General features: G+C 72.5%; 11 protein-coding genes and 3 pseudogenes. 8 read left to right on the forward strand and 6 right to left on the reverse strand.

What is annotated here, in order from left to right; translation table 11 throughout:
• Both V8690_RS06370 and V8690_RS06375 read right to left on the reverse strand, forming a co-directional pair.
• A complete protein-coding gene (locus tag V8690_RS06370) occupies positions 1 to 435 on the reverse strand; it encodes a roadblock/LC7 domain-containing protein (RefSeq protein WP_010046286.1) in 435 nt (144 codons plus the stop codon).
• A pseudogene (locus tag V8690_RS06375) lies at positions 432 to 3537 on the reverse strand (nitrate- and nitrite sensing domain-containing protein). The gene V8690_RS06370 and the pseudogene V8690_RS06375 overlap by 4 nt, the downstream one beginning before the upstream one ends.
• 419 nt (positions 3538 to 3956) lie before the next feature.
• On the opposite strand from V8690_RS06375, the gene V8690_RS06380 reads away from it, so the two are divergent.
• The 3 genes and pseudogenes from V8690_RS06380 (at position 3957) to V8690_RS06390 (ending at position 6950) form a co-directional block, all read left to right on the forward strand.
• Positions 3957 to 4520, forward strand: a complete 564-nt coding sequence (locus V8690_RS06380) for a hypothetical protein (protein WP_338785268.1) — start codon at positions 3957 to 3959, stop codon at positions 4518 to 4520.
• Between the two features lie 36 nt (positions 4521 to 4556).
• Positions 4557 to 5293: pseudogene (locus tag V8690_RS06385) on the forward strand (aldehyde dehydrogenase family protein); the annotation flags it as partial.
• A gap of 94 nt (positions 5294 to 5387) precedes the next feature.
• Entirely contained in the window at positions 5388 to 6950 is a 1563-nt protein-coding gene (locus V8690_RS06390; protein WP_338776335.1) for an amino acid permease, read from the forward strand.
• Between the two features lie 56 nt (positions 6951 to 7006).
• Here V8690_RS06390 and V8690_RS06395 read toward each other — a convergent pair whose 3' ends face one another.
• The 4 genes and pseudogenes from V8690_RS06395 to V8690_RS06410 form a co-directional block, all read right to left on the reverse strand.
• Positions 7007 to 11635, reverse strand: coding sequence for a hypothetical protein (locus V8690_RS06395; protein ID WP_338776336.1), 4629 nt, complete (start codon positions 11633 to 11635; stop codon positions 7007 to 7009).
• Positions 11636 to 11681: 46 nt separating this feature from the next.
• Complete coding sequence (locus V8690_RS06400) at positions 11682 to 12563, reverse strand: hypothetical protein (RefSeq protein WP_338776337.1); 882 nt, start codon at positions 12561 to 12563, stop codon at positions 11682 to 11684.
• A 31-nt stretch (positions 12564 to 12594) separates the two neighbouring features.
• Positions 12595 to 14120, reverse strand: a pseudogene (locus tag V8690_RS06405) (hypothetical protein).
• Positions 14121 to 14177: 57 nt separating this feature from the next.
• On the reverse strand, positions 14178 to 14873 hold the full coding sequence (locus V8690_RS06410) for a GntR family transcriptional regulator (RefSeq protein ID WP_338776338.1): 696 nt from the start codon (positions 14871 to 14873) through the stop codon (positions 14178 to 14180).
• A 172-nt stretch (positions 14874 to 15045) separates the two neighbouring features.
• On the opposite strand from V8690_RS06410, the gene V8690_RS06415 reads away from it, so the two are divergent.
• From V8690_RS06415 to V8690_RS06435, 5 genes are read left to right on the forward strand one after another with little or no spacing between them, the layout of a single operon-like run.
• Complete coding sequence (locus V8690_RS06415) at positions 15046 to 16347, forward strand: MFS transporter (protein ID WP_338776339.1); 1302 nt, start codon at positions 15046 to 15048, stop codon at positions 16345 to 16347.
• Complete coding sequence (locus V8690_RS06420) at positions 16344 to 17177, forward strand: putative hydro-lyase (RefSeq protein ID WP_338776340.1); 834 nt, start codon at positions 16344 to 16346, stop codon at positions 17175 to 17177. Before V8690_RS06415 ends, V8690_RS06420 begins: the two co-directional genes overlap by 4 nt.
• Positions 17178 to 17195: 18 nt before the next feature.
• Entirely contained in the window at positions 17196 to 17954 is a 759-nt protein-coding gene (locus V8690_RS06425) for a 5-oxoprolinase subunit PxpA (protein WP_338776341.1), read from the forward strand.
• Positions 17951 to 18577, forward strand: a complete 627-nt coding sequence (locus tag V8690_RS06430; protein WP_338776342.1) for an allophanate hydrolase subunit 1 — start codon at positions 17951 to 17953, stop codon at positions 18575 to 18577. The genes V8690_RS06425 and V8690_RS06430 overlap by 4 nt, the downstream gene beginning before the upstream one ends.
• Positions 18574 to 19443 carry a biotin-dependent carboxyltransferase family protein gene (locus V8690_RS06435; RefSeq protein ID WP_338776344.1) on the forward strand — a complete coding sequence of 290 codons (870 nt, stop codon included), beginning with the start codon at positions 18574 to 18576 and terminating at the stop codon, positions 19441 to 19443. The genes V8690_RS06430 and V8690_RS06435 overlap by 4 nt, the downstream gene beginning before the upstream one ends.
• Positions 19444 to 19473: the final 30 nt, after the last annotated feature.

Consider the following 19473-nt stretch of genomic DNA (forward strand, 5'->3'; position numbering starts at 1 on the left):
CTACCCGCCTGCGGGCAGATCGGTGCGCGGAGCGGCGCCCAGATGCACACCCACTCGCTTCACGAGGAGCGTCATCTCGTAAGCGACCTGGCCGACGTCCGAGTCGGCGTCCGAGAGGACCGCGAGGCAGCTGCCGTCGCCGGCGGCCGTCACGAACAGGAAGGCGTCGTCGAGCTCGACGACCGTCTGCCGGACGTTACCGGCCTCGAAGTGGCGTCCTACGCCCTTGGCGAGGCTGTGGAACCCGGAGGCGACAGCGGCCAGGTGCTCGCTGTCCTCCCTGGTCAGATCCCTGGACAGACCCGTCGGCAAGCCGTCGCCGGAGAGCACGAGGGCCTTGCGGATGCTCGCGACGCGGTCCACCAGGTCGTCGAGGAGCCAGTTCAGCTCCCCCTTGTTGGCTGCGGTGTGGCCGGTGGCCTTCGGTGCGGTCATCGACCGTCCCCCTCTGTCGTTCCTTGTCGTGCTGTGCCGCTGTGGGCGGCATCGCCTGCTGCGTTCTCTTCGCGACCGCGCTGCCAGCCACGCTGGAGCGAGGCCATACGGCTGCGTACTTCATCGGCGTCGCGTTCGACGGGCTCGGCTCTGTCCTCGGTACGCGGCCCGGCCCCTCGCTTCAGCTGCGGAGCCAGGTTGGCCTGGCGGACGCGCCGGGGTAGCGGCGCGGTGCCGGAGCGAGGCTCGTTCGGTGCGGAGCCGGGGGCCTGTCCCCGTCGCGCGGAGCCGGGAGCCGAACCGGTCTCCTGGGGCGTGGCGCCGGAGCCAGTGACCTGGCGTGCGGGGCCCCCGGTGGTCTCCGGCCAGGCGCCGGAGCGACGGTCGGGGCCTTCCGAGCCGCTCGATGCGATCTCCGCGCGGCGCGTCCGCGTGGGCAGAGTGGGCGGCTGCGACCCGGCACCGGACGAGGCCGGTGATTCGGTGCGGTCGTCGTTCCGGCCGGTCGCGCCGATGCTCCGGCGACCGGACTCCGCACCGCGACGGCGGGCCGGCAGCGGCGGCGGTGCGTCCGGCTGGGCTTCGCTTCCCCGGCTGCCGGTCGAGGAGCCCTCCGTGCGACGGCGGACCGGAAACTCGGACGCGGGCTCCGGCCCGGACCGGCCCGTGGCCCCGCCGCTCACGGAGTCGGCACCCCGTCGACGCGACGGGAGCGGGGAGGTGCCGCCCGATTCCGCTCGGCCGCTGCCCGTGGGGGTCTCCTCATCCGTCTTGCCCCGCCGTGGGCGCTGCTCGGTGACCGGGCGCCCGTGCGAGCTGACCAGCTTCGGGGTGTGGCGGCGCGGCAGCTGGACCGGGGCGCTCGGGTCGTCGGTGTCGGTCCGGTCGTGTGCGCTGCGGGCGTCGGTGGCCTGGTGCGGATCGGCGCGGCGGCCGGCTGTCTCGTCCTGGGCGCGGGTGAGGGAGGGGCGGGGGCGGAACAGGCCGCCGTGTTCGCTGTCCTCGTCCTCGAGAGCGCCGGGAAAGTCGCCGATGGCGTCCAGGCCGACGGGGGCCTCCAGCTCCACCGGTCCGTCCAGGAGGGAGGCCGGCAGGCCGGGCCGTTGCACGGCCCCCTGGGACAGCGCGGCGCGGCGACTGTCCTGCGGCTCGCTCTCCTTGGCCAGCTGGGGGCGGTCGAGCCGGAACCCTATGCCGTTCGTGTCCGGGACGTCGTCCGTCAGCAGAGCGTCCGGTATGAAGACGACGGCGGTCGTGCCGCCGTACGGGGAGGGCTGCAAGGAGACGCGGACGTTCTGTCGCTGGGCGAGACGGCTGACCACGAACAGTCCGAGCCGGTCGGTGTCGGACAGCTCGAACTCCGGGGTCTCGGCGAGCCGGAGGTTGGCGTCCAGGAGCGCTTCGGCGGCCATGCCGAGGCCACGGTCGTGGATCTCCAGGGTGAAGCCGTTGGCGACCCGCTCGCCCAGGACCTGGACGGCGGTGTGCGGCGGGGAGAAGACCGTGGCGTTCTCCAGGAGTTCCGCCACGAGATGCGTGATGTCGGCGACGGCCGGACCGGTGACGGCGATACGCGGAAGGCGGCGGACCTCGATGCGCTCGTAGTCCTCGACCTCGGCGACGGCGGCGCGTACGACGTCCATGAGCTGGACGGGCTTGCGCCACTGACGGGAGGGCGCGGCGCCTGAGAGGATCACGAGGCCTTCGGCGTGCCAGGCGCATGCGGGTGGTCAGGTGATCGAGACGGAACAGGTCGGCGAGTTCCTCGGTGTCCTCGGTCCGGCGCTCCATGGAGTCGAGCAGGGTGAGCTGCTTGTGGAGGAGGACCTGGCTGCGGCGCGCGAGGTTGACGAAGACCTCGGAGACGCCGGCGCGCAACTCGGCCTGCTTGACTGCGGCTTCGACGGCGGCGCGCTGGAGTGTGTTGAGGGCTTGGCCGACCTCGCCGATCTCGTTCTTGTCGTACTCCAGGCGCGGGACCTCGGTCTCCACGTCGACCTGCTCGCCCGCCGACAACCGGCGCATCACGCTGGGCAGTCGCACCCCGGAGGCCTCGTGGGCCTCCAGGCGCAGCTGCCGCAGATCACGGATGAGGGTGCGGCCGACGCGCACGGACAGGAAGAGGGAGATCAGGAGAGCGAGCAGACCGAGTACGCCGGCGATGACCGCCTTGGCGATGACACCCATGGCCACCGGTTCGACGCGGTTCTGGTAGCGGTCGTTGGCCTGGTCGTTGAGCGTGCCGAGTTCGTCGAGCACGTTGCCGGCGGCGCTGTCCCAGCTCTTGGCGGTGACGCCGCGCGGTGTTCCGTCCGTGGAGGACACGGCCGCTTCCTCGGCCACGCGCAGCGGAGCGGTGGAGGCGTTCTTCCAGAAGCTCTCGTAGCGGTCGCGTTCCGAGACGGGCAGCAGCGGGAGGCTGGTGTCGTACATCAGGGTGCGCTGAGCCACGAGGTCGGAGATGTCACGCTCTTCGGAGTGGGAGATCCTGCCGACGATCAGGGCGGAGCCGAAGAGGGCGTCCTCACGGGAGAGCAGTTCGCGGGCGCGGGCGAGATTGACCAGCGCACGGTACTGCTTGTCCAGTTCCACGTTGTCGACGACGTGGAGGTTGGCGAGCAGGACGTAACACGGGTCGACCAGCCGGTTGTAGAGGTCGAGGGCCTGGGAGCGGTTGACGGTGCCGTCCTCGACACTGCGGCGCAGCGACTCGATGCCTTCGAAGGCGTCCAGGACCGTGGTCAGCCGCTCGTCGGTGTCCGCCCCCATCGCGTCGCGCACGTCCGGATTCCGGGCGTTCTCGCGGATGCTTCCGACGGCCTCGTCGGTGGCGGTCCGGCTGCGCCGGAGCGCGGAGAGCCCGTCGGAGGCACGGGGGTCGGCGAGGTAGACAAGGGTCTGACGGCGTTCCTCCTGGAGGACACGGACGGTGTCCTCGATGGGATAGCCGATCTTCTCCACCACGGACGACACGTTGAACAGATCGCCCGCCTCACGTCCCGTCAACACCGTGGCGAAGGCCCAGATCGCGGTCAGGGACACCAGCGGCACGAGAAGCAGCGCCACGATCTTCCGGCGGATGGACTTCCCGCGAAAGCGCATGGCCTCCCCCAGCTCGGGCCCCCGGCCAGCCGGGGGTACACATGTGCGTCAACAAACGGCGCGAGCCTACTACCGACGCCCAGGGAACTCGAAGACAGGTCCGGAAGCTGAACTTCCGCGCCAGCCACGAGGCATGTGGAGTTGTCCGGGCATTGCGGGAGTTGTCTCCCCGAAACCGATGGTGGCCGCGCGGGTCAAGGCCCATGGACCGCATGGGCGGTTGGCTGAAATTTTTCGGTTTCCGGGAATCTTCGCGACGGGTCGTTCGTCCTTCTCTACGGGAAATGGGGGCGGATCGGCCACAGGAGCCGCATTCCGCACCTGGGCGGCGTAAAGCAGAGCAAGCCGGGCAGCCACTGGGGAGCACGTGTCTTCGGATGCGAACGAGCAGTCTGCCGGCGGTGGGGAGTGACACGGTGATGGGCACGGCGGAGCGGCGCGGTGCGCCCAGGGCGGGTGGGGTGCAAGTGACGGCGCATCAGGATGCCGAAGCGACTGATCGCGACAATTCGGCTGACGACGCGGAGATCACGGCTGGAGAGACGAGGGTTCCGGCTCACGAGGTGGGCCGTGACGTGCCCGAGCAGCACTCCTATCGGCCCCTGTGGGTCGAGGAGCCGGCGCGGCGGCGCCGGTTGCCGGATCCGGTACGGACAGCCGCCGTGCGGTCGGTACTCCTCATCGCAGTGACGCTGCTCCAGGCCATGGTGGCCTTCCTGTGCACGATGGCCGGGTCGTGGCTGGCGTTCCCCATGGTGATCAGCAGCGTGGTGAGCACGATCGTGGCGGTCTGGGGAGTGCTCGACGTGTGGGTGACGCGGCAGGTCTGGAACCAGCGCAACGGCGTGGTGTCCGTGCCGAGCAGCACGGCACGGGCCCTGCGACGCGAGCGGCGCCGGGCCCGACGGCAGGCGCGCGCGGCCGAGCGGGCGCAGGAGCGAATACGCCGACGGGGCGGGGCTGGGCAGTTGTCCCACTCGTAAGGTGGCGCCGTTGAGGCAGGCGCCCGCGTGGAGGTGATCGCCGGGGCCCGCCATGCCCTCGATGAAGGGCCCTGACCGCAAACTCCGGCCCACGAACGCGGCGACCTGCTGCGGCGCGTCGCGGACGCGGAGTTCCTCGCCCGGGGCAAGGGCCCCTCGCCCGCGCGGAGTCCCTGGACACGGTCAAGCGGCTCGTCGCGAGCGAGTACGACATCGACGACGTCGCGCACGGCTTCCGCTCCTTCGGGCGGCTGGTGGCGAGCGAGGCCGACCGGGTCCTCGACACCGGCAGGGAGGACGTATACGGCCGGCCGGTGTACGAGCCGGTGGGCGTGTGCGGCCTGATCAGGCCCTGGAACTATCCGCTCCTCCAGACGGCGTGGGAGTTGCCCCGGCCCTCGGGTCGGCAACACCTTCGTGCTCAAGCCGATGGCGGCCGCCGCGCGGACGGTGAAGAAGGTGGCCCACGACTCGGCGGCAGGAACCCTGACATCGTCTTCACCGACGCCGACTTCGAGGCCGCCGTCGACATGGCGCTGACCGCCGTGTCCCTGCACTCCGGAGGTGTGCTCGGCCGGGGCGCGGCTGCTCGTGGAGGACTTGCTGCTCGACTGGTTCGTCGACGAGGTCGTACGACGGGCGCGGGACATCCGGCTGGGCGGGCCGTTCGACGAGTCGGCCCGGACCGGCCGCTGATCTAGGCCGCGCACCGGGCCAAGGTCGAGGCGTACGTGACGAGGGGTCTGGCGGCGGGCGCGGTGCTGCGCTGCGGAAGCACATCTGGCGCAACACCCGTTCCACACCCCAGGGTTGGGTTGATTCGACTGATCAAGCCCGCCTGAGTGAACACCCATTGAGGAATCAGCCATGAGACCGACCGCGCGGACCACAGAGCAGCATGGCCAGGACGACGCCGAACTCACCGAGTTCGGCTACAGACCCGAACTCAAACGCACCCTCGGCAGCTTCCACACCTTCGCCGCCGGGATCAGCTACATCTCGATCCTGACCGGCACGTTCCAGCTGTTCTACTTCGGCTACGGCAGCGGCGGCCCCGCCTACTGGTGGTCGTGGCCGATGGTCTTCGCCGGGCAGTTCATGGTGGCTCTGTGCTTCGCGGAGCTCGCCGCCCGCTATCCCGTCGCTGGCTCCGTCTACAACTGGTCCAAGAAGATAGGCAACCCGCATCTGGGCTGGCTCGCCGGCTGGATGATGTTGATCGCCTCGATCGTGTCCATATCGGCTGTGGCACTGGCCTACCAGTTGACGCTGCCGCAGGTCTCGTCGTTCTTCCAGTTCGTGGGCGACGGCACAGGCACGTACGACGTGGCGACCAACGCGGTCATCCTGGCCGCGGTGTTGATCCTGTTCACCACCCTCGTGAACGCCTTCGGCGTCAAGTTGATGGCCAGGATCAACACGGCGGGCGTGTTCATCGAGTTGATCGCCACTGTCGTATTGATCGTCCTGTTCGCGGTCCACATCACACGCGGTCCGCAGGTCGTCATGGAGACGCACAGCACCGGCGTGGGGCACGGAACCGGATACCTGGGGGCCTTCCTGGTGGCCTCGCTGGCCTCGGCATACGTCATGTACGGCTTCGACACCGCCGCCTCGCTCGGAGAAGAGTCCCTGAACCCGACCCGCAACGCGCCGCGCGCGATCATCCGGGCGATCGTCGCGTCCTTCGTGCTCGGCGGCCTGATCCTGCTGCTCGCGCTGATGAGCGTCTCCAGCCTGAAGGGCGAGAGGTTGTCCACGGACGGCCTCCAGTACATCGTCCTGGACGTGCTCGGCCCGACGGCCGGCAAGGCGATGCTGTGGTGCGTGCTGATCGCCGTGACGGTGTGCGCGCTGGCGGTGCACACGGCGGCGGTCCGGCTGGCGTTCGCGATGGCCAGGGACAACAACCTGCCCGCGTCCTCGCGGCTCGCCAAGTGCCATCCGCGCTTCCAGACACCGGTGCTGCCGACCGTGATCATCGGGATCCTCGCGCTGGCGATCCTGGTGGTCAACATCCGCCAGCCACAGATCTTCACCGTCGTGACCAGCATCGGCATCATCATGATCTACCTCGCCTACCTGGGCGTCACGGTGCCGTTGCTGGTCGCCCGGCTGCGCGGCAAGTGGCAGCCCGCGAGTGAGGGCCGGTTCTCCCTGGGCCGCTGGGGGCTGCCGGTCAACATCGTGGCCGTGCTGTGGGGCACGGCCATGACGCTCAATCTGCTCTGGCCACGGGCCGCCGTCTACAACGCCACGGCTCCCTACCACTGGTACCTGCGCTGGGGCGCGGTGCTGTTCGTCGCCGTCATCGCGGGCGGCGGCTTCGCCTACTACTGGTTCGTCCAGCGGCACAAGACCGGCGTGCTCGCCGAGCACCGCTCCCACGCCACGGCCACCGCGCCCGTCACCACCCCGGCGGCCGACTGAAGGAGGACCCATGTCGGCGAGAAGTGCGCGCGTCTCCTCCGGGAGGACGCCCGAGCCTAGGACACCGGGCGTTTGAACATCCTGGTAGCCGTGATCTCGCTGTGTACCGCCTCCCCCGCCTGGGGCTGGTGCGGCAGCCCCGGGCGGAGGTGTTCCTCGACGCTGATGTACTTGAGGCCGGCCCTCAGGTCGGCGTCGTTGCGCATGCGGATGACCAGGGGGAACTCGGCGAGCGCGGTCGTGTCGAACAGGCCCGTGGTGTACAGGAGCTGGACGCCCAGGGCGTCCGACACCGCCCGCTGGAGCTCCAGCAGGTACGTGGCGTTGGCGCGGCCGATGGGGTTGTCGAGGAACAGTGTGCCGGCGTGCCGGTGCTTGTCGCGGCCCCGGTCGTTCGAGCGCAGCGCGGCCATCGTGCAGTACAGGGCGATGGCGGCGGTGAGGAGCTGGCCGCCGGAGAAGACGTCGCCCATCTGCCCGACGGGGACGCGCTCGGCGCGCAGCACCGCGTCGGGCTTGAGGATCTCGACGGCGACGCCCTTGGGCTTAAGGGCCGCGGCGACGCCCCGCAGCAGCAGGGACATGCCGTCACGCCGCAGGTCGGAGTTCTTCTTGACGGCGGCGCGGGTCGCCTCGTCGATGACCTCGCCCAGCCGCTCGGTGAGCGTGGCCTGGTCGGGCTCCTCGAAGCGGATGCGGAGGAACTCCTGTCCCGACCACTCGCCGAGGCCCTCCGGGAGGCGGGAGAGCCGCTGGGCGGAGCGCAGGGTGGCCAGGGCCGACTCGACCAGGCCTCGCAGGCGGTCCACGATCGAGTCGCGGTTGCGCTCCAGTTGCTCCAGCTCGTCCGTCAGGACCCGGAGCCGGGGCGCGAAGGCGTCGGCCCACTTCTGGGCGTGTTCGGGCAGCGCGGAGGCGGGCAGTTCGCGGATCTGCTGCCGTGCCGGGGTGCGGACCTGCTCGTAGCGCGTGGAGTTGGCGTGCCGGACGAGGATGTCGCTGGCCTCGCGGACGGCTGCCTCCGCGGCGGACAGGTCGGCGGCACAGCCGCGTAGGGAGCGGCGGGCCTCGGCGGCCGACTGCCGGGCCTCCTCCGGGCTGCCGGGGTACGGCTCGGTCTCCTCCTGCTCCTCCTCCGTGGTGTGCTCGCGCAGCAGGTCGCGGAGCATGGCGGCGATCTCGTCGAAGCCGCTCGCCGCGTCCTCGGCGGCGCGGTGGGCGTCGAGGAGCTCGGCGTGCGCCTCGCGTGCCTGGTTCAGCGCCTCGGTGTGGGAGGCGAGTTCGGCCGTGGCGGTGCGCAGCAGGGCCTGCGCGTGTTCGGCGTCGCGCGGCTGGAGGTCCTCGGGGAGGTCGGTGTGGGCCTCGCCGTCCTCGGGTGCGTGCCGTTCGGCCTCGCCGCGCAGCCGACCGAGCTGCTCGCTCGCACTCGACATGCGGGTCTCCAGGAGCTGCACCAGCTCCTCGGCACGGGCTGCGGCGGCCTGGCGGCTGGGTCCGTCGGAGCCGTCGGGGGATTCGAGGAGCTGCTCGGCGCGCGTACGGACCTTGTTGCTCAGCCGGTCCAGCTCCGCGCGGGCCGCGCTCTCGTCGCTCTCCGCACGGGCCTGCTCGGCCCGCAGATCGGCACCGACGCCGACCTTCTCGTACAGCTGTGACGCCGCCCGGTAGGCCTCGCGGAGGGCGGGCAGGGAGGCCTTCGGGGTCTCGGCGTCGTCCTCGGGTACGTCGTCGGGGGCGCCGGCGATCTCGGAGCGCTCGGCGCGCAGCGCGCGGGCGGTGCGGCGGGCGTCGTCGGCGGCGCGCTGGGCGGCCCGCCGGTCCTCGTCGGCGGCCCGGGCCCGCTCCAGGCAGGCCTGGGCGCCCGCCTCGGCCTCGGCCGCCTCGTCGGCCAGCTCGCGCAGCTTGACCTGCCAGCCGGCGCGCTCGCGCAGCCGGAAGGCGAGTCCGGCGAGGGCGTCGGCGGAGCGGCGGGCCTTCTGGGCGGCCTCCTGCCGCTCGTCCCGGACGCGCGCGGCCTCGGCGGCGGACTCGTCGGCCTCGGCCCGCACCGTGCGCGCCTCGGCCAGTTCGGCTTCCGACTCCTCGGCGAACGCGCGGGTGTCGTGTGCCGCCTGGGCCAGTTCGGCGAGCCGGCCGGCCGGGCAGCCGGTGCGCCAGGAGGCGAGCCGGGCGGCCAGTTCCCGGTCCTTGCCCAGCCGGGCGGCGAGCGCGCGGATCTCCTCGTCCCGTTCGCTCGCCCGGGCGCGCAGCGCCTGCCGCTCCTCGTCGGCGGCCTGCTCGTCGTGCATGGCCGGGTTGGGCGGGACGAGGAACACGTCACCGCTGTCGGTGTCCGGGGCGGGGGTCGGGGCGAGCAGGGCGGCGGCGGTGCCGACGGCCACGGCGGAACGGGGCAGCAGCGCCGCGTCGCCCAGCGCCTCCCGGGCGCGTGCGTGGGAGTCCGGGTCGGTGATGATCACGCCGTCGACCAGTTCGGGCCGGGCGGCCAGCACGCGCGCGTGGTCGGCCGGGTCGACGGCCTGGGCGAGATAGCGCCAGCCGGGCAGCGCGGGGATGCCGTGCTCGCCGAGGAACTCGACCGTGGCCAGCACGTCCGGGCCGGGCGGCAGCAGCCCGCCGTCACCCAGCGCACCGAGGATGCGGGAGTCGTCGGCAGCGGCCGTACGCAGTTCGAACAGCTGGCGTTCGGCGGCGGTGACGGCGTCGTCGAGCAGTGCGCGCAGGTCGTCCGCGAAGCGGTCGAGCTCCTCGGGGGTGAGCCCTTGCTCACCGGGGACGGGCCGGGTGGCCGGCTCGCTGTCCGTGCCGTGGCGGGGCTGCGGGATGCCCGGGCGGGTTTCGGAGGTCAGGCTGAGCAGTTCCGCCAGCCGCTGCTCCTCCGCCAGCGCCTCGGCGGTGCGGCGCTCGGCCTCGTAGGACCGCTCGGCCGCCGTGGCCGCGTCCGCCGCGCGTGCCGCGGTCAGTTCCGCGCGGGTCTCGGCGGCGGCGGCCTCGCGCGCGTGCTCGGTGGCCCGGCGGGAGGCCTCACGGGCCGAGTCCCAGGCCGCGACGGCGGTCTTCTCGGCGTCGCTCGCGGCGAGGGCCGCGCGCGCCGGGTCGGCGTCGGGCGCGCTGTCGTCGAGCCAGCCGGCCCGGACCGCCTCGGCGGTCTCCTGCTCGACCTCGGCGAGGCGCTGCTTGAGGTGCCCGACCTCGCTACGGGCCCGCTGCGCCTGCGTGGCGGCGGCGGTGGAGTCCCGGTAGGCCGCGTCGCTGACCTCCTGGAGGGCGGCGGAGCGCTCCTCCTCCTCGTTGGCGTGGTGCTCGGCGTTCTCCGCGGCGGCGTGCAGGGCCCGTACGAGGTCCACGGCGGCCTTGGAGCGGGCGGCCAGCGCGGGCGCGGCGTCGCGCTCCGCCTCCTGGATCGCGGCGGACACGCGGGCGACGCGGTCGGCGGCGGCGCGGTGGCGCAGCACTGCCTCGGCGGCCTGCCAGGCGGAATACAGGGTGCGGGCGTCGGCGAGCTCGCGCTTCTGCGCGGCGGCGGATTTCTCGGCCGCGGCGAGCGCCAGTGAGGCGTGCCGGTAGGCGAGTTCGGCGGAGATCAGCGCGCTGCGCTCGCGGGCCGCCTCGGCGTGCGTGACGGCGTAGGCGGCGGCGGTGACCCGCTGGGCCAGGTCGGCGGCGCGGACCCGCTCCTGCACGCCGCGCGCGGACAGTCTGCGCGCCAGGGTCCGCGTCCGCCGCTCGGCCGCGGCGTGGATGTCACGCGCGCGTGAGCGGGCCTCGGCGGCCTCGACGATCCGACCGAGCAGGTCCACGGACCCGGCGGTGAAGTCGCGTTCGGCGATCAGCTCGGCGCGCCGGCCCAGCTTGTTGCCGAAGCCGCTGACCAGGTCGGCGAGCCCGTCGGTGTCACGCGTGTCGGTGACGGCGCGCAGCAGCAGGTCGGTGAAGTCGGCGTCCTTCTTGACCGCGAAGAGACCGGCGGCCTCACCCTCGTCGGCGTTCATCTCCCGCTGGTAGCGGAAGAGTTCGGGGTCGAGTCCGAGGTCGCCGAGGTGCTCGATCCAGCGATCGTGGATCTCCTCCCAGTGCACCTCCAGGTGCGGATACGTCTTGCCCGCCTCCGTGAGGGCGTCGCGGAAGCCCTTCATGGTGCGACGCCGGCCGCGCGCGCCCGACTGGCCCTCGACCGGGGCCCGTACGGCGGTGGACTCGGCCACGGGGAGGTTGTCGAGGCTCAGTCCGGGCCCTGGGCGGAAGGAGTACCAGGCCTCGGCGAACTTCCGCGGGTCGTTGGAGACCTGCCGCCCGCGCCACTCACTGACCTTGCCGACGACGACGCACTCGCCGGTCAGCACGTGCTGCCACTCCAGCGCGACGTGCCCGCAGTCGTCGGCGAGCAGGAACTTGCGCAGCACACCGGAGCTCGCGCCGCCGAGCGTGTTCCGGTGGCCCGGCAGCATCACGGAGAAGATCAGCTTGAGCAGCACCGACTTGCCGCCGCCGTTCTCCAGGAAGAGCACGCCCGCGGGCGCGGGCCGGCGCGGCGGGCCGACGGGCTCCTCCTCGAAGAACTCCGCCTGCGCGGGCGCGGGGTCGGGCACGGGCTCGCCCACACCCCGCAGGTCGAGCACGGTGTCGGCGTAGCGCGCACCGGCCGGCCCGATGGAGTAGAGGCGGACCCGGGACAGCTCGTACATGGCGGACTCTCGTAAGTCTTCGTGAGATGGGGAGGTCAGGAGGAGTTCAGGAGGAGTGGAACGGCAGCCCGGCGTCGGCGACCAGCTCCAGGTCGTCGCTCTCCTCGGGGGGCAGCAGCGTCGGCGTGCCGTCGGTGACCGGGACGACGCCCAGCTCCAGCAGCTCGGCCAGGGCGGCGCTGCCGGCCATGTCGCGGATCTGGAGCTGGTAGCGGGCGGTCGTACGGTACGTGCCGCCGTTGTCGTCGCCGGTGCGCTGGAGGAAACCGGAGTCGGTGAGGAACGCGACGGCTTTGGCGACGATGCCGGTGGTCGAACCGGCGAGCCGGCGTGCGTCCTTGGTGGCGCCGGCCGCGCTGCGCCGCACCCAGATCCGCCAGGCGGCCTCCAGGCCTGGCGCGTCGGTCGCCGGGTCGGTGTTCTCGCCCTGTTCGGCGGCGCGCTCCTCCAGGCGACGGCAGGCCTGGCGGACGAAGGCGTCGACGCCGTTGACCGTGACGCGGCCGATGTAACCGTCGTCGGCGAGGTCCTCCGGGCGCGGGAACGCCATGGCGGCGACGGCGAGATGGGCGAGGCCGTGCAGGAACCGGTCGCCGCCGTCGGCGGACGTACGACGCGCGTAGTCGCCCATGCGGACGGCGAACACGGAGTCCTCGGCGGCGGTCACGGCCATGCCCGCGCGCGGGGACACCTCCAGCACGATCAGTCCCAGACCGGTCGCCACGGCGTCGGCGAGCCGCGCGAACGGCGGGTCCTCGCGGTAGCGCCGCAGCAGGTCCGCGTACTCCTGGTCGCGGGCGGGCTGAAGCTTGGGCTGCAAACCGAAGGACACGAGCCGAGCCGCGTCGGCGGCGTCGGCGGGGGTGACGGCGGGGGTGGCCGCCGGGGCCGGGCCCTCCGACTCACTCCACTCGACGTGCTCGCTCACGGTCGGGACTCCTTGTGCCACTCGTACTGACTCATGCTGCTTCCGTCCGGTCCGCCGCCATCCCGGCCGCGTCCAGCAACGCGGTACCGACGATCAGATCCGCCCCACCGAACTCCGGATCATCGAGCTCGGTCCCGTCATCCACGGCGAACAGCAACTTCTGCTCGCCCTGGCGATAGGCGGTACCGACCGGCGGACTCGCGGCATGCACCGCCAGCAGGGCCACCAGATACGGCAGCTCGGGATCCTGCCGCCGGGCCTCGGCCAGCAACCCCGACAACCGGCGCGGCGCGTCCGCCGGCAGGTCGAGCAGCTCCTGCGCCGCCGCCATCTGCTCCTCGCTGAACCGGCTGTCGTCGGGCGTGGCGATGAGATCCGGCTCGGGCATCTCCGCACCCAGGTGCTCCCGCTCCACCGGCGGCGTCAGGAGTATGTCGACGAGATCCCCGACCCGGACGGACACCGGCGTACGCAACCCGGTGCCGCGCCCGAAGAAGGCGTCCGTGACACGGACGGCCCGCTCCAGCGGCAGCGGCAGAACGGGCGAGACGAGATGCCCGTACAGGTCGATCCCAGACGTCGTCATCGGCGTGGCGAAGGCCTGCCGGTCCTGCTCGGCCCGGAACAGCGGTCCGGCCTCCAGCAGCCGGGACTGCAACTGCGTGTGCCGCCGGATGCAGTCCTTGACGATGTCGACGAGCTCGGCGGCGCGGCGCTTGTGCTCCGGGTCCTCGGACTCGTCGCGGGCCTTGCGGATGTTGGTGAGGATCGCGTTCTCGTGGCGATAGCGGTCGGCCACGTGCTCCAGGGCCTCGGCGATCATGTCGGGCACGGTGGTGAGCCAGTCCACCGCGCGCACGTTGCGCCGGGTCGCGTCCAGGGCGCGGCGCAGGGTCTCCGAGTACTGCACGGTGCGGTAGCGGGCCTGTTCGGCCGCGAGCTGGGCGTCGGCGAGCCGGCCGCGGCTGATCAGCACCTCCAGCTTGACCTCGGCGGCGATCTGCGCGCTGGTGACGTCCGTGTCGAGGGCGCCGACGAGGACGTTGACCGCCTCGTCCGTCGTGCGCAGGTAGACCGTGCCGCCCGGGCCGGGGACCTCCTCGATCAGCTTGAAGTCGTAGTCACGGCGCACATACGTGCCGTCCGCCCCGAACGTGCCGTACACCGCGCGGAAGCCGCGGTCGACGCTGCCGACGTTGATCAGGTTCTCCAGGACCCAGCGGGCCACCCGATCGTGCTCGGCGGCGGGACGCTGCGGGGCCTGGGCGGCGATGCGCGGGATGAGGCGGGCGACGATCTGGTCGTGGTCCGCGCCCGTGTCGAAGTCCATGTTCAGGGTGACGAGGTCGATGGCCGCGAGGGCGACCTCCGCCATGCCGTACACCGAGTACTCACCGGCGAGGTTGGCCTTGCGCGCGTCGAGGTCGTGCAGCGGCGCGGTGCAGGCGAGCGCGCGCAGGCGCCGCGCCAGGCCCTCGTCGGCGGCCGGCCCGGGGCGGGGCGCGGCCCCGCGCTGAGCTGGGGCGGAACGCTGTCCGTCGATGCAGGCGAAGTCACGGTGCACAGACTAGGTCCTGGGTCTGACAACGACCCAAACGACGCGGGTGGGCCTGGTCAGCCGTCATCGCCGACGCGCCGCCGGTATACCTCGACGACCCGTTCCAGCGAGTCGTCGAGGTATCCGGCGAGCAATCCCTCGGCCTTCCCTCGGTCCCCCGCCTGAAGCGCCTCAAGAATGGCGACATTTCGCGCAATGTACGGTTCATGCAACCGCTGCGGCTCGTCCACCACATGGAAGGCCAGGCGCAGTTCGGCGAAAACGCTGCGCATCAGCTCGTCGGTGCGCTCACTGGCGGCCAGGGCGACCAGTTCCCGGTGGAAGTGGATGTTGGCCGTACCCACCCCTTTCCAGTCACCTTCCCGAGCCGCCCGCCGCCCTTCCTCCACGGCACCGGCGAGCCCGTCGAGGTCGTACGGCGGCTCGCCGAGACCACGCACGACGGCGCACTCGACGAGCCGCCGGGTGCGGTAGATGTCCTCGACGTCCTCGACGGTCAGGACCCGGACGAAGACGCCCCGGTTCAACTCGTGGACGAGCAGACGTTCGTGCGTGAGCAGCCGGAACGCCTCACGCAGCGTGTTGCGCGAGACACCGAGCGCGCCGCCGATGCTGTCTTCCGAGAGCCGGGTGCCGGGCGGGAAGTAGCCCTCGGCGATCCGGCTCCTGAGGATGTCGGAGACCCGTTCGGCGGTACTGGTACGCCCCAGGAGAGCCCGGTCGTCGGCGAGGTCCTTCAGCTGCTCTGCCATGCCGGAATTCAATCGCAGATTACAAGAACGAAACAACATGGGTATTGAGGGATCGTTGAACAATCCTCTACGGTGCTACGCACGGCGTCGCTAGCTCACCGCGGCGCCGACCGCTTCCGCACGGCACGGCTCACTCCGACGCACCCTCCGTCCCTCCTTCTGCGAGGTGCCCATGAGCACGACCCCTCCACCGCAGGCCCTGACCGACGACACGCATCCCACGACGGCCGAACGCACCGCCGACGACGGGGCGTTCGGCTGGCTGCGCGCCCTGGGCCCGCGCGGTCGCCGCGCGTTCGCCGGTGCCTTCGGCGGCTATGCCCTGGACTCGTACGACTACTTCACGCTGCCGCTGAGCATGGTCGCGCTGTCCGCCTACTTCGGCCTGAACAGCGGCCAGACCGGCCTCTTCACGACGGTCACCCTGGTGGTCTCCGCGATCGGCGGCGCCCTCGCGGGCGTCCTCGCGGACCGCATCGGCCGGGTGAAGGCTCTGATGGTCACGGTGATCACCTACGCGGTGTTCACCGTCGCCTGCGGCTTCGCACCCAACTACGAGACGCTGCTGGTCTTCCGCGCCCTCCAGGGCCTCGGTTTCGGCGGCGAGTGGGCCGTCGGCGCGATCCTGGTCGCCGAGTACGCGAGCGCCAAGCACCGGGGCCGCACGCTCGGCGCGATCCAGAGCTCGTGGGCCGTGGGCTGGGGCATGGCCGTGATCGCCTACACCGTCATCTTCTCGGTGGCCGGCGACGACCTGGCCTGGCGCATCATGTTCTGGACCGGGGCGCTGCCCGCGCTGCTCGTCATCTGGCTGCGGCGCAGTGTGCACGACGCGCCCGAGGCCGCCGCCGCTCGTGAACAGAGCGCGGAGAAGGGCTCCTTCACGGCGATCTTCAAGCCCGGCCTGCTGCGGACGACGATCTTCGCGGTGCTGCTCTCGACCGGCGTCCAGGGCGGCTACTACACGCTGGCCACCTGGGTACCGACCTACCTCAAGTCCGAGCGCGACCTGTCGGTCGTCGGCACCGGCGGCTATCTGACGTTCCTGATATCGGGCGCCTTCATCGGCTATCTGACGGGCGGTTACCTCACCGACAAGCTGGGCCGGCGGCGCAACATCTGGCTCTTCGCCCTGCTGTCGGCGATCTGCATCGTGGCGTACGCGAACATCCCGAGCGGCGCCAACACCCTGATCCTGGTGCTCGGTTTCCCGCTCGGGTTCTGCATGTCGGCGATCTTCAGCGGCTTCGGCTCGTATCTGAGCGAGCTGTACCCGACGGCGGTGCGCGGCACGGGGCAGGGCTTCACGTACAACACCGGGCGTGCGGTGGGTGCCGTCTTCCCGACGACGGTCGGATTCCTGGCCGACAGCTGGGGTGTGGGCGGCGCGCTGGTCTTCGGGGCGATCGGCTACGGCCTGGCCGCGCTGGCGCTGCTCGGGCTGCCGGAGACGCGCGGGAAGGAGCTCACGTGAACCGCATGGGCACCGCGTCCGGGGACCGTCCCGTGGTCCTCGTCGACGAGCACGCGCGCACGTGGAGCCCGGAAACGGCCCGCGCCCGCTTCCGGGAGGGCCTGACGGGCCCCACGGCCGGAGTCGCGGCGGGCCACACCCAGGTCAACCTGATCTCGGTGCCCGCCGACTGGGCCTACGACATGCTGCTGTTCTGCCAGCGCAACCCCAAGCCCTGCCCGGTCCTCGACGTCACGGACGCGGGTTCCTGGACCACCGTGCTCGCCGACGGCGCGGACCTGCGCACCGATCTGCCGCGCTACCGGGTGTGGCGGGACGGCGAGCTGGTGGACGAGCCGACGGACGTGCGCGCCTGCTGGCGGGACGATCTGGTGTCGTTCCTGATTGGGTGCAGCTTCACGTTCGAGTGGGTGCTGGGAGAGGCGGGGGTCCCGATCCGCCATGTCGAGCAGGGCCGCAACGTCCCGATGTACGTCACCAGCCGGCAGTGCCGTCCGGCGGGGCGGCTGCACGGGCCGCTGGTGGTGTCCATGCGGCCGGTGCCGCCCCGGCATCTGGCGGCGGCGATCCGGGAGAGCAGTCTGCTGCCGGCGGTGCACGGCAGCCCCGTACACTGCGGCGATCCCTCGGGGCTCGGCATCGACGACCTCGGCCGCCCCGACTTCGGCGACCCGGTGGACACCGAGCCGGACGACATCCCGGTGTTCTGGGCCTGCGGTGTGACCCCGCAGGCGGCCGTGATGGCCTCGCGCCCGCCGTTCGCCCTGACGCACGCCCCGGGGCAGATGTTCCTCACCGACGCCCGCGACGAGCAGTACCGCGTGGCCTGACAGGAGACCCGACTCGCTATGACCTCCATCGACCTGAACGCCGACCTCGGCGAGGGCTTCGGCCGCTGGCGGCTCACCGACGACGAACGGCTGCTGTCGGTGGTCACCAGCGCCAACGTGGCCTGCGGCTTCCACGCCGGGGACGCGGCCACCATGCGCCGGGTGTGCGAGCTGGCGGCCGAGCGCGGCGTCCGGATCGGCGCCCAGGTGTCCTACCGGGACCTGGCCGGGTTCGGGCGGCGCGCGATGGACGTGCCGTCCGCCGAGCTGGCGGCCGAGGTGGCCTACCAGATCGGCGCCCTGGAGGTCTTCGCCCGTGCGGCGGGCGACCGCGTGGCCTACGTGAAACCGCACGGCGCGCTCTACAACCGGGTCGTGCACGACGAGGAGCAGGCCGCCGCGGTCGTCGACGGCGTGCTCCTCGCGGACGCCACGCTGCCGGTGCTGGGCCTGCCCGGCTCGCGCCTGCTGGAGGTGGCCGGGAAGGCCGGACTGCCGGTCGTCACGGAGGCGTTCGCGGACCGGGCGTACACCGACGCGGGCACGCTCGTGCCGCGCACCCTGGAAGGAGCCGTGGTCACCGAGCCCGACACCGTCGTGGAGCGGTCGCTGAGCCTGGCCCGCTCCGGCGAGGTCGTCTCCCACTCGGGGACACGGATCGGGGTCCGCGCGCGTTCCCTGTGCCTGCACGGCGACACCCCCGGCGCCGTGGAGCTGGCACGCCGGGTACGGGAGCGGCTGGAGGCGTCGGGCGTCCGGGTGGAGGCCTTCGCATGAAGGTCCTGCCGGTCGGCGAGGACGCCCTGCTCGTCGAGGTCTCCTCGGGCGAGGAGGCCCAGGCGCTGCACGCCGAGCTGGTGCGCCGCCGCGCGGAGGGCTCGCTGTCGGCCCGCGAGATCGTGCCCGCGGCCCGCACGGTCCTCCTCGACGGCCTCGACGCCCCCGCCCGGGTGGCCGCCGAACTGACCGCCGCCGAGCTGCCGCCCGCTCCCCCACGCGCGCGTGCCGTGGTCGAGCTCCCGGTGCGCTACGACGGCCCGGACCTGTCCGACGTCGCCGCGCACTGGGGCGTGCCCGAGCGGGAGGTCGCCCGCATCCACGCGCAGACGGAGTTCCGGGTCGCCTTCTGCGGCTTCGCCCCCGGCTTCGGCTACCTCACCGGCCTGCCGCCGCGCTACGACGTGCCGCGCCGGGCCACCCCGCGCACGGCCGTCCCGGCGGGGTCGGTGGCACTGGCGGGCCCGTACACGGGCGTGTACCCACGATCGTCGCCGGGCGGCTGGCAGCTGATCGGTACGACGGACGCCGTGCTGTGGGACCACGCGCGCGTGCCGGCCGCGCTGCTGTCGCCGGGCACGCCTGTGCGGTTCGTTCCCGTCGGGCCGGTGGGGCTCTCGTGACCGACCGCGCGCTCGCCGTCGTCCGGGCCGGGGCGCTGACCACCGTGCAGGACCTGGGGCGCCCCGGGCACGCTCACCTCGGTGTGCCCCGCTCCGGGGCGCTGGACCGGCCCGCGGCGGACCTCGTCAACCGGCTGGCCGGCAATCCGCCCACGGCGGCCGTGCTGGAGACGACCCTCAACGGCTGTGCCGTGCGCCCCCGTTCGATGGTCACCGTGGCCGTGGCGGGCGCGCCCTGCCGGGTCACGGTGGACGGACGGCCCGTCGCCTGGGGCGCGCCGGTGCACGTGCCCGCCGGGGCGCTGCTGGACGTCGGGCCTGCCGTGTCGGGGGTGCGCAGCTACGTGGGCGTCTCCGGCGGCATCGCCGTCGAGCCGGTGCTCGGCAGCCGCTCGACGGACCTGCTGTCGGGCCTCGGCCCGCCCCCTCTCACGGACGGCACAGTGCTGTCCCTGGGCCGGCCGGCGAGCGTGTACGCGCGCGTGGACGTCGCCCCGCAGCCGGCGCCACCGGACGAGCTGGTCCTGCGGGTGACACTCGGCCCGCGCGACGACTGGTTCACGCCGGAGGCGGTACGCACTTTCGTCTCGCGTCCCTACCGGGTCTCCCCCGCGAGCAACCGCATCGGGCTGCGCACGGAGGGGCCCGCCCTGGAGCGGGCCCGGCCCGGGGAACTCCCCAGCGAGGGCATGGTGCTGGGCGCGGTCCAGGTCCCGCCCGACGGCAGGCCGGTGGTGTTCCTCGCCGACCACCCGACCACCGGGGGCTACCCGGTGATCGCGGTGGTCCGCGCCGCCGACCTCCCGGCCGCCGCCCAGGCGGTTCCGGGCACGCCGGTCCGCTTCGCGGCCGTACGGCGCCGCTGAACCGGCCGGACATCGTCGGTCACTGCCGAC

This window comes from Streptomyces sp. DG1A-41 (genome assembly GCF_037055355.1).
Lineage (GTDB): Bacteria > Actinomycetota > Actinomycetes > Streptomycetales > Streptomycetaceae > Streptomyces.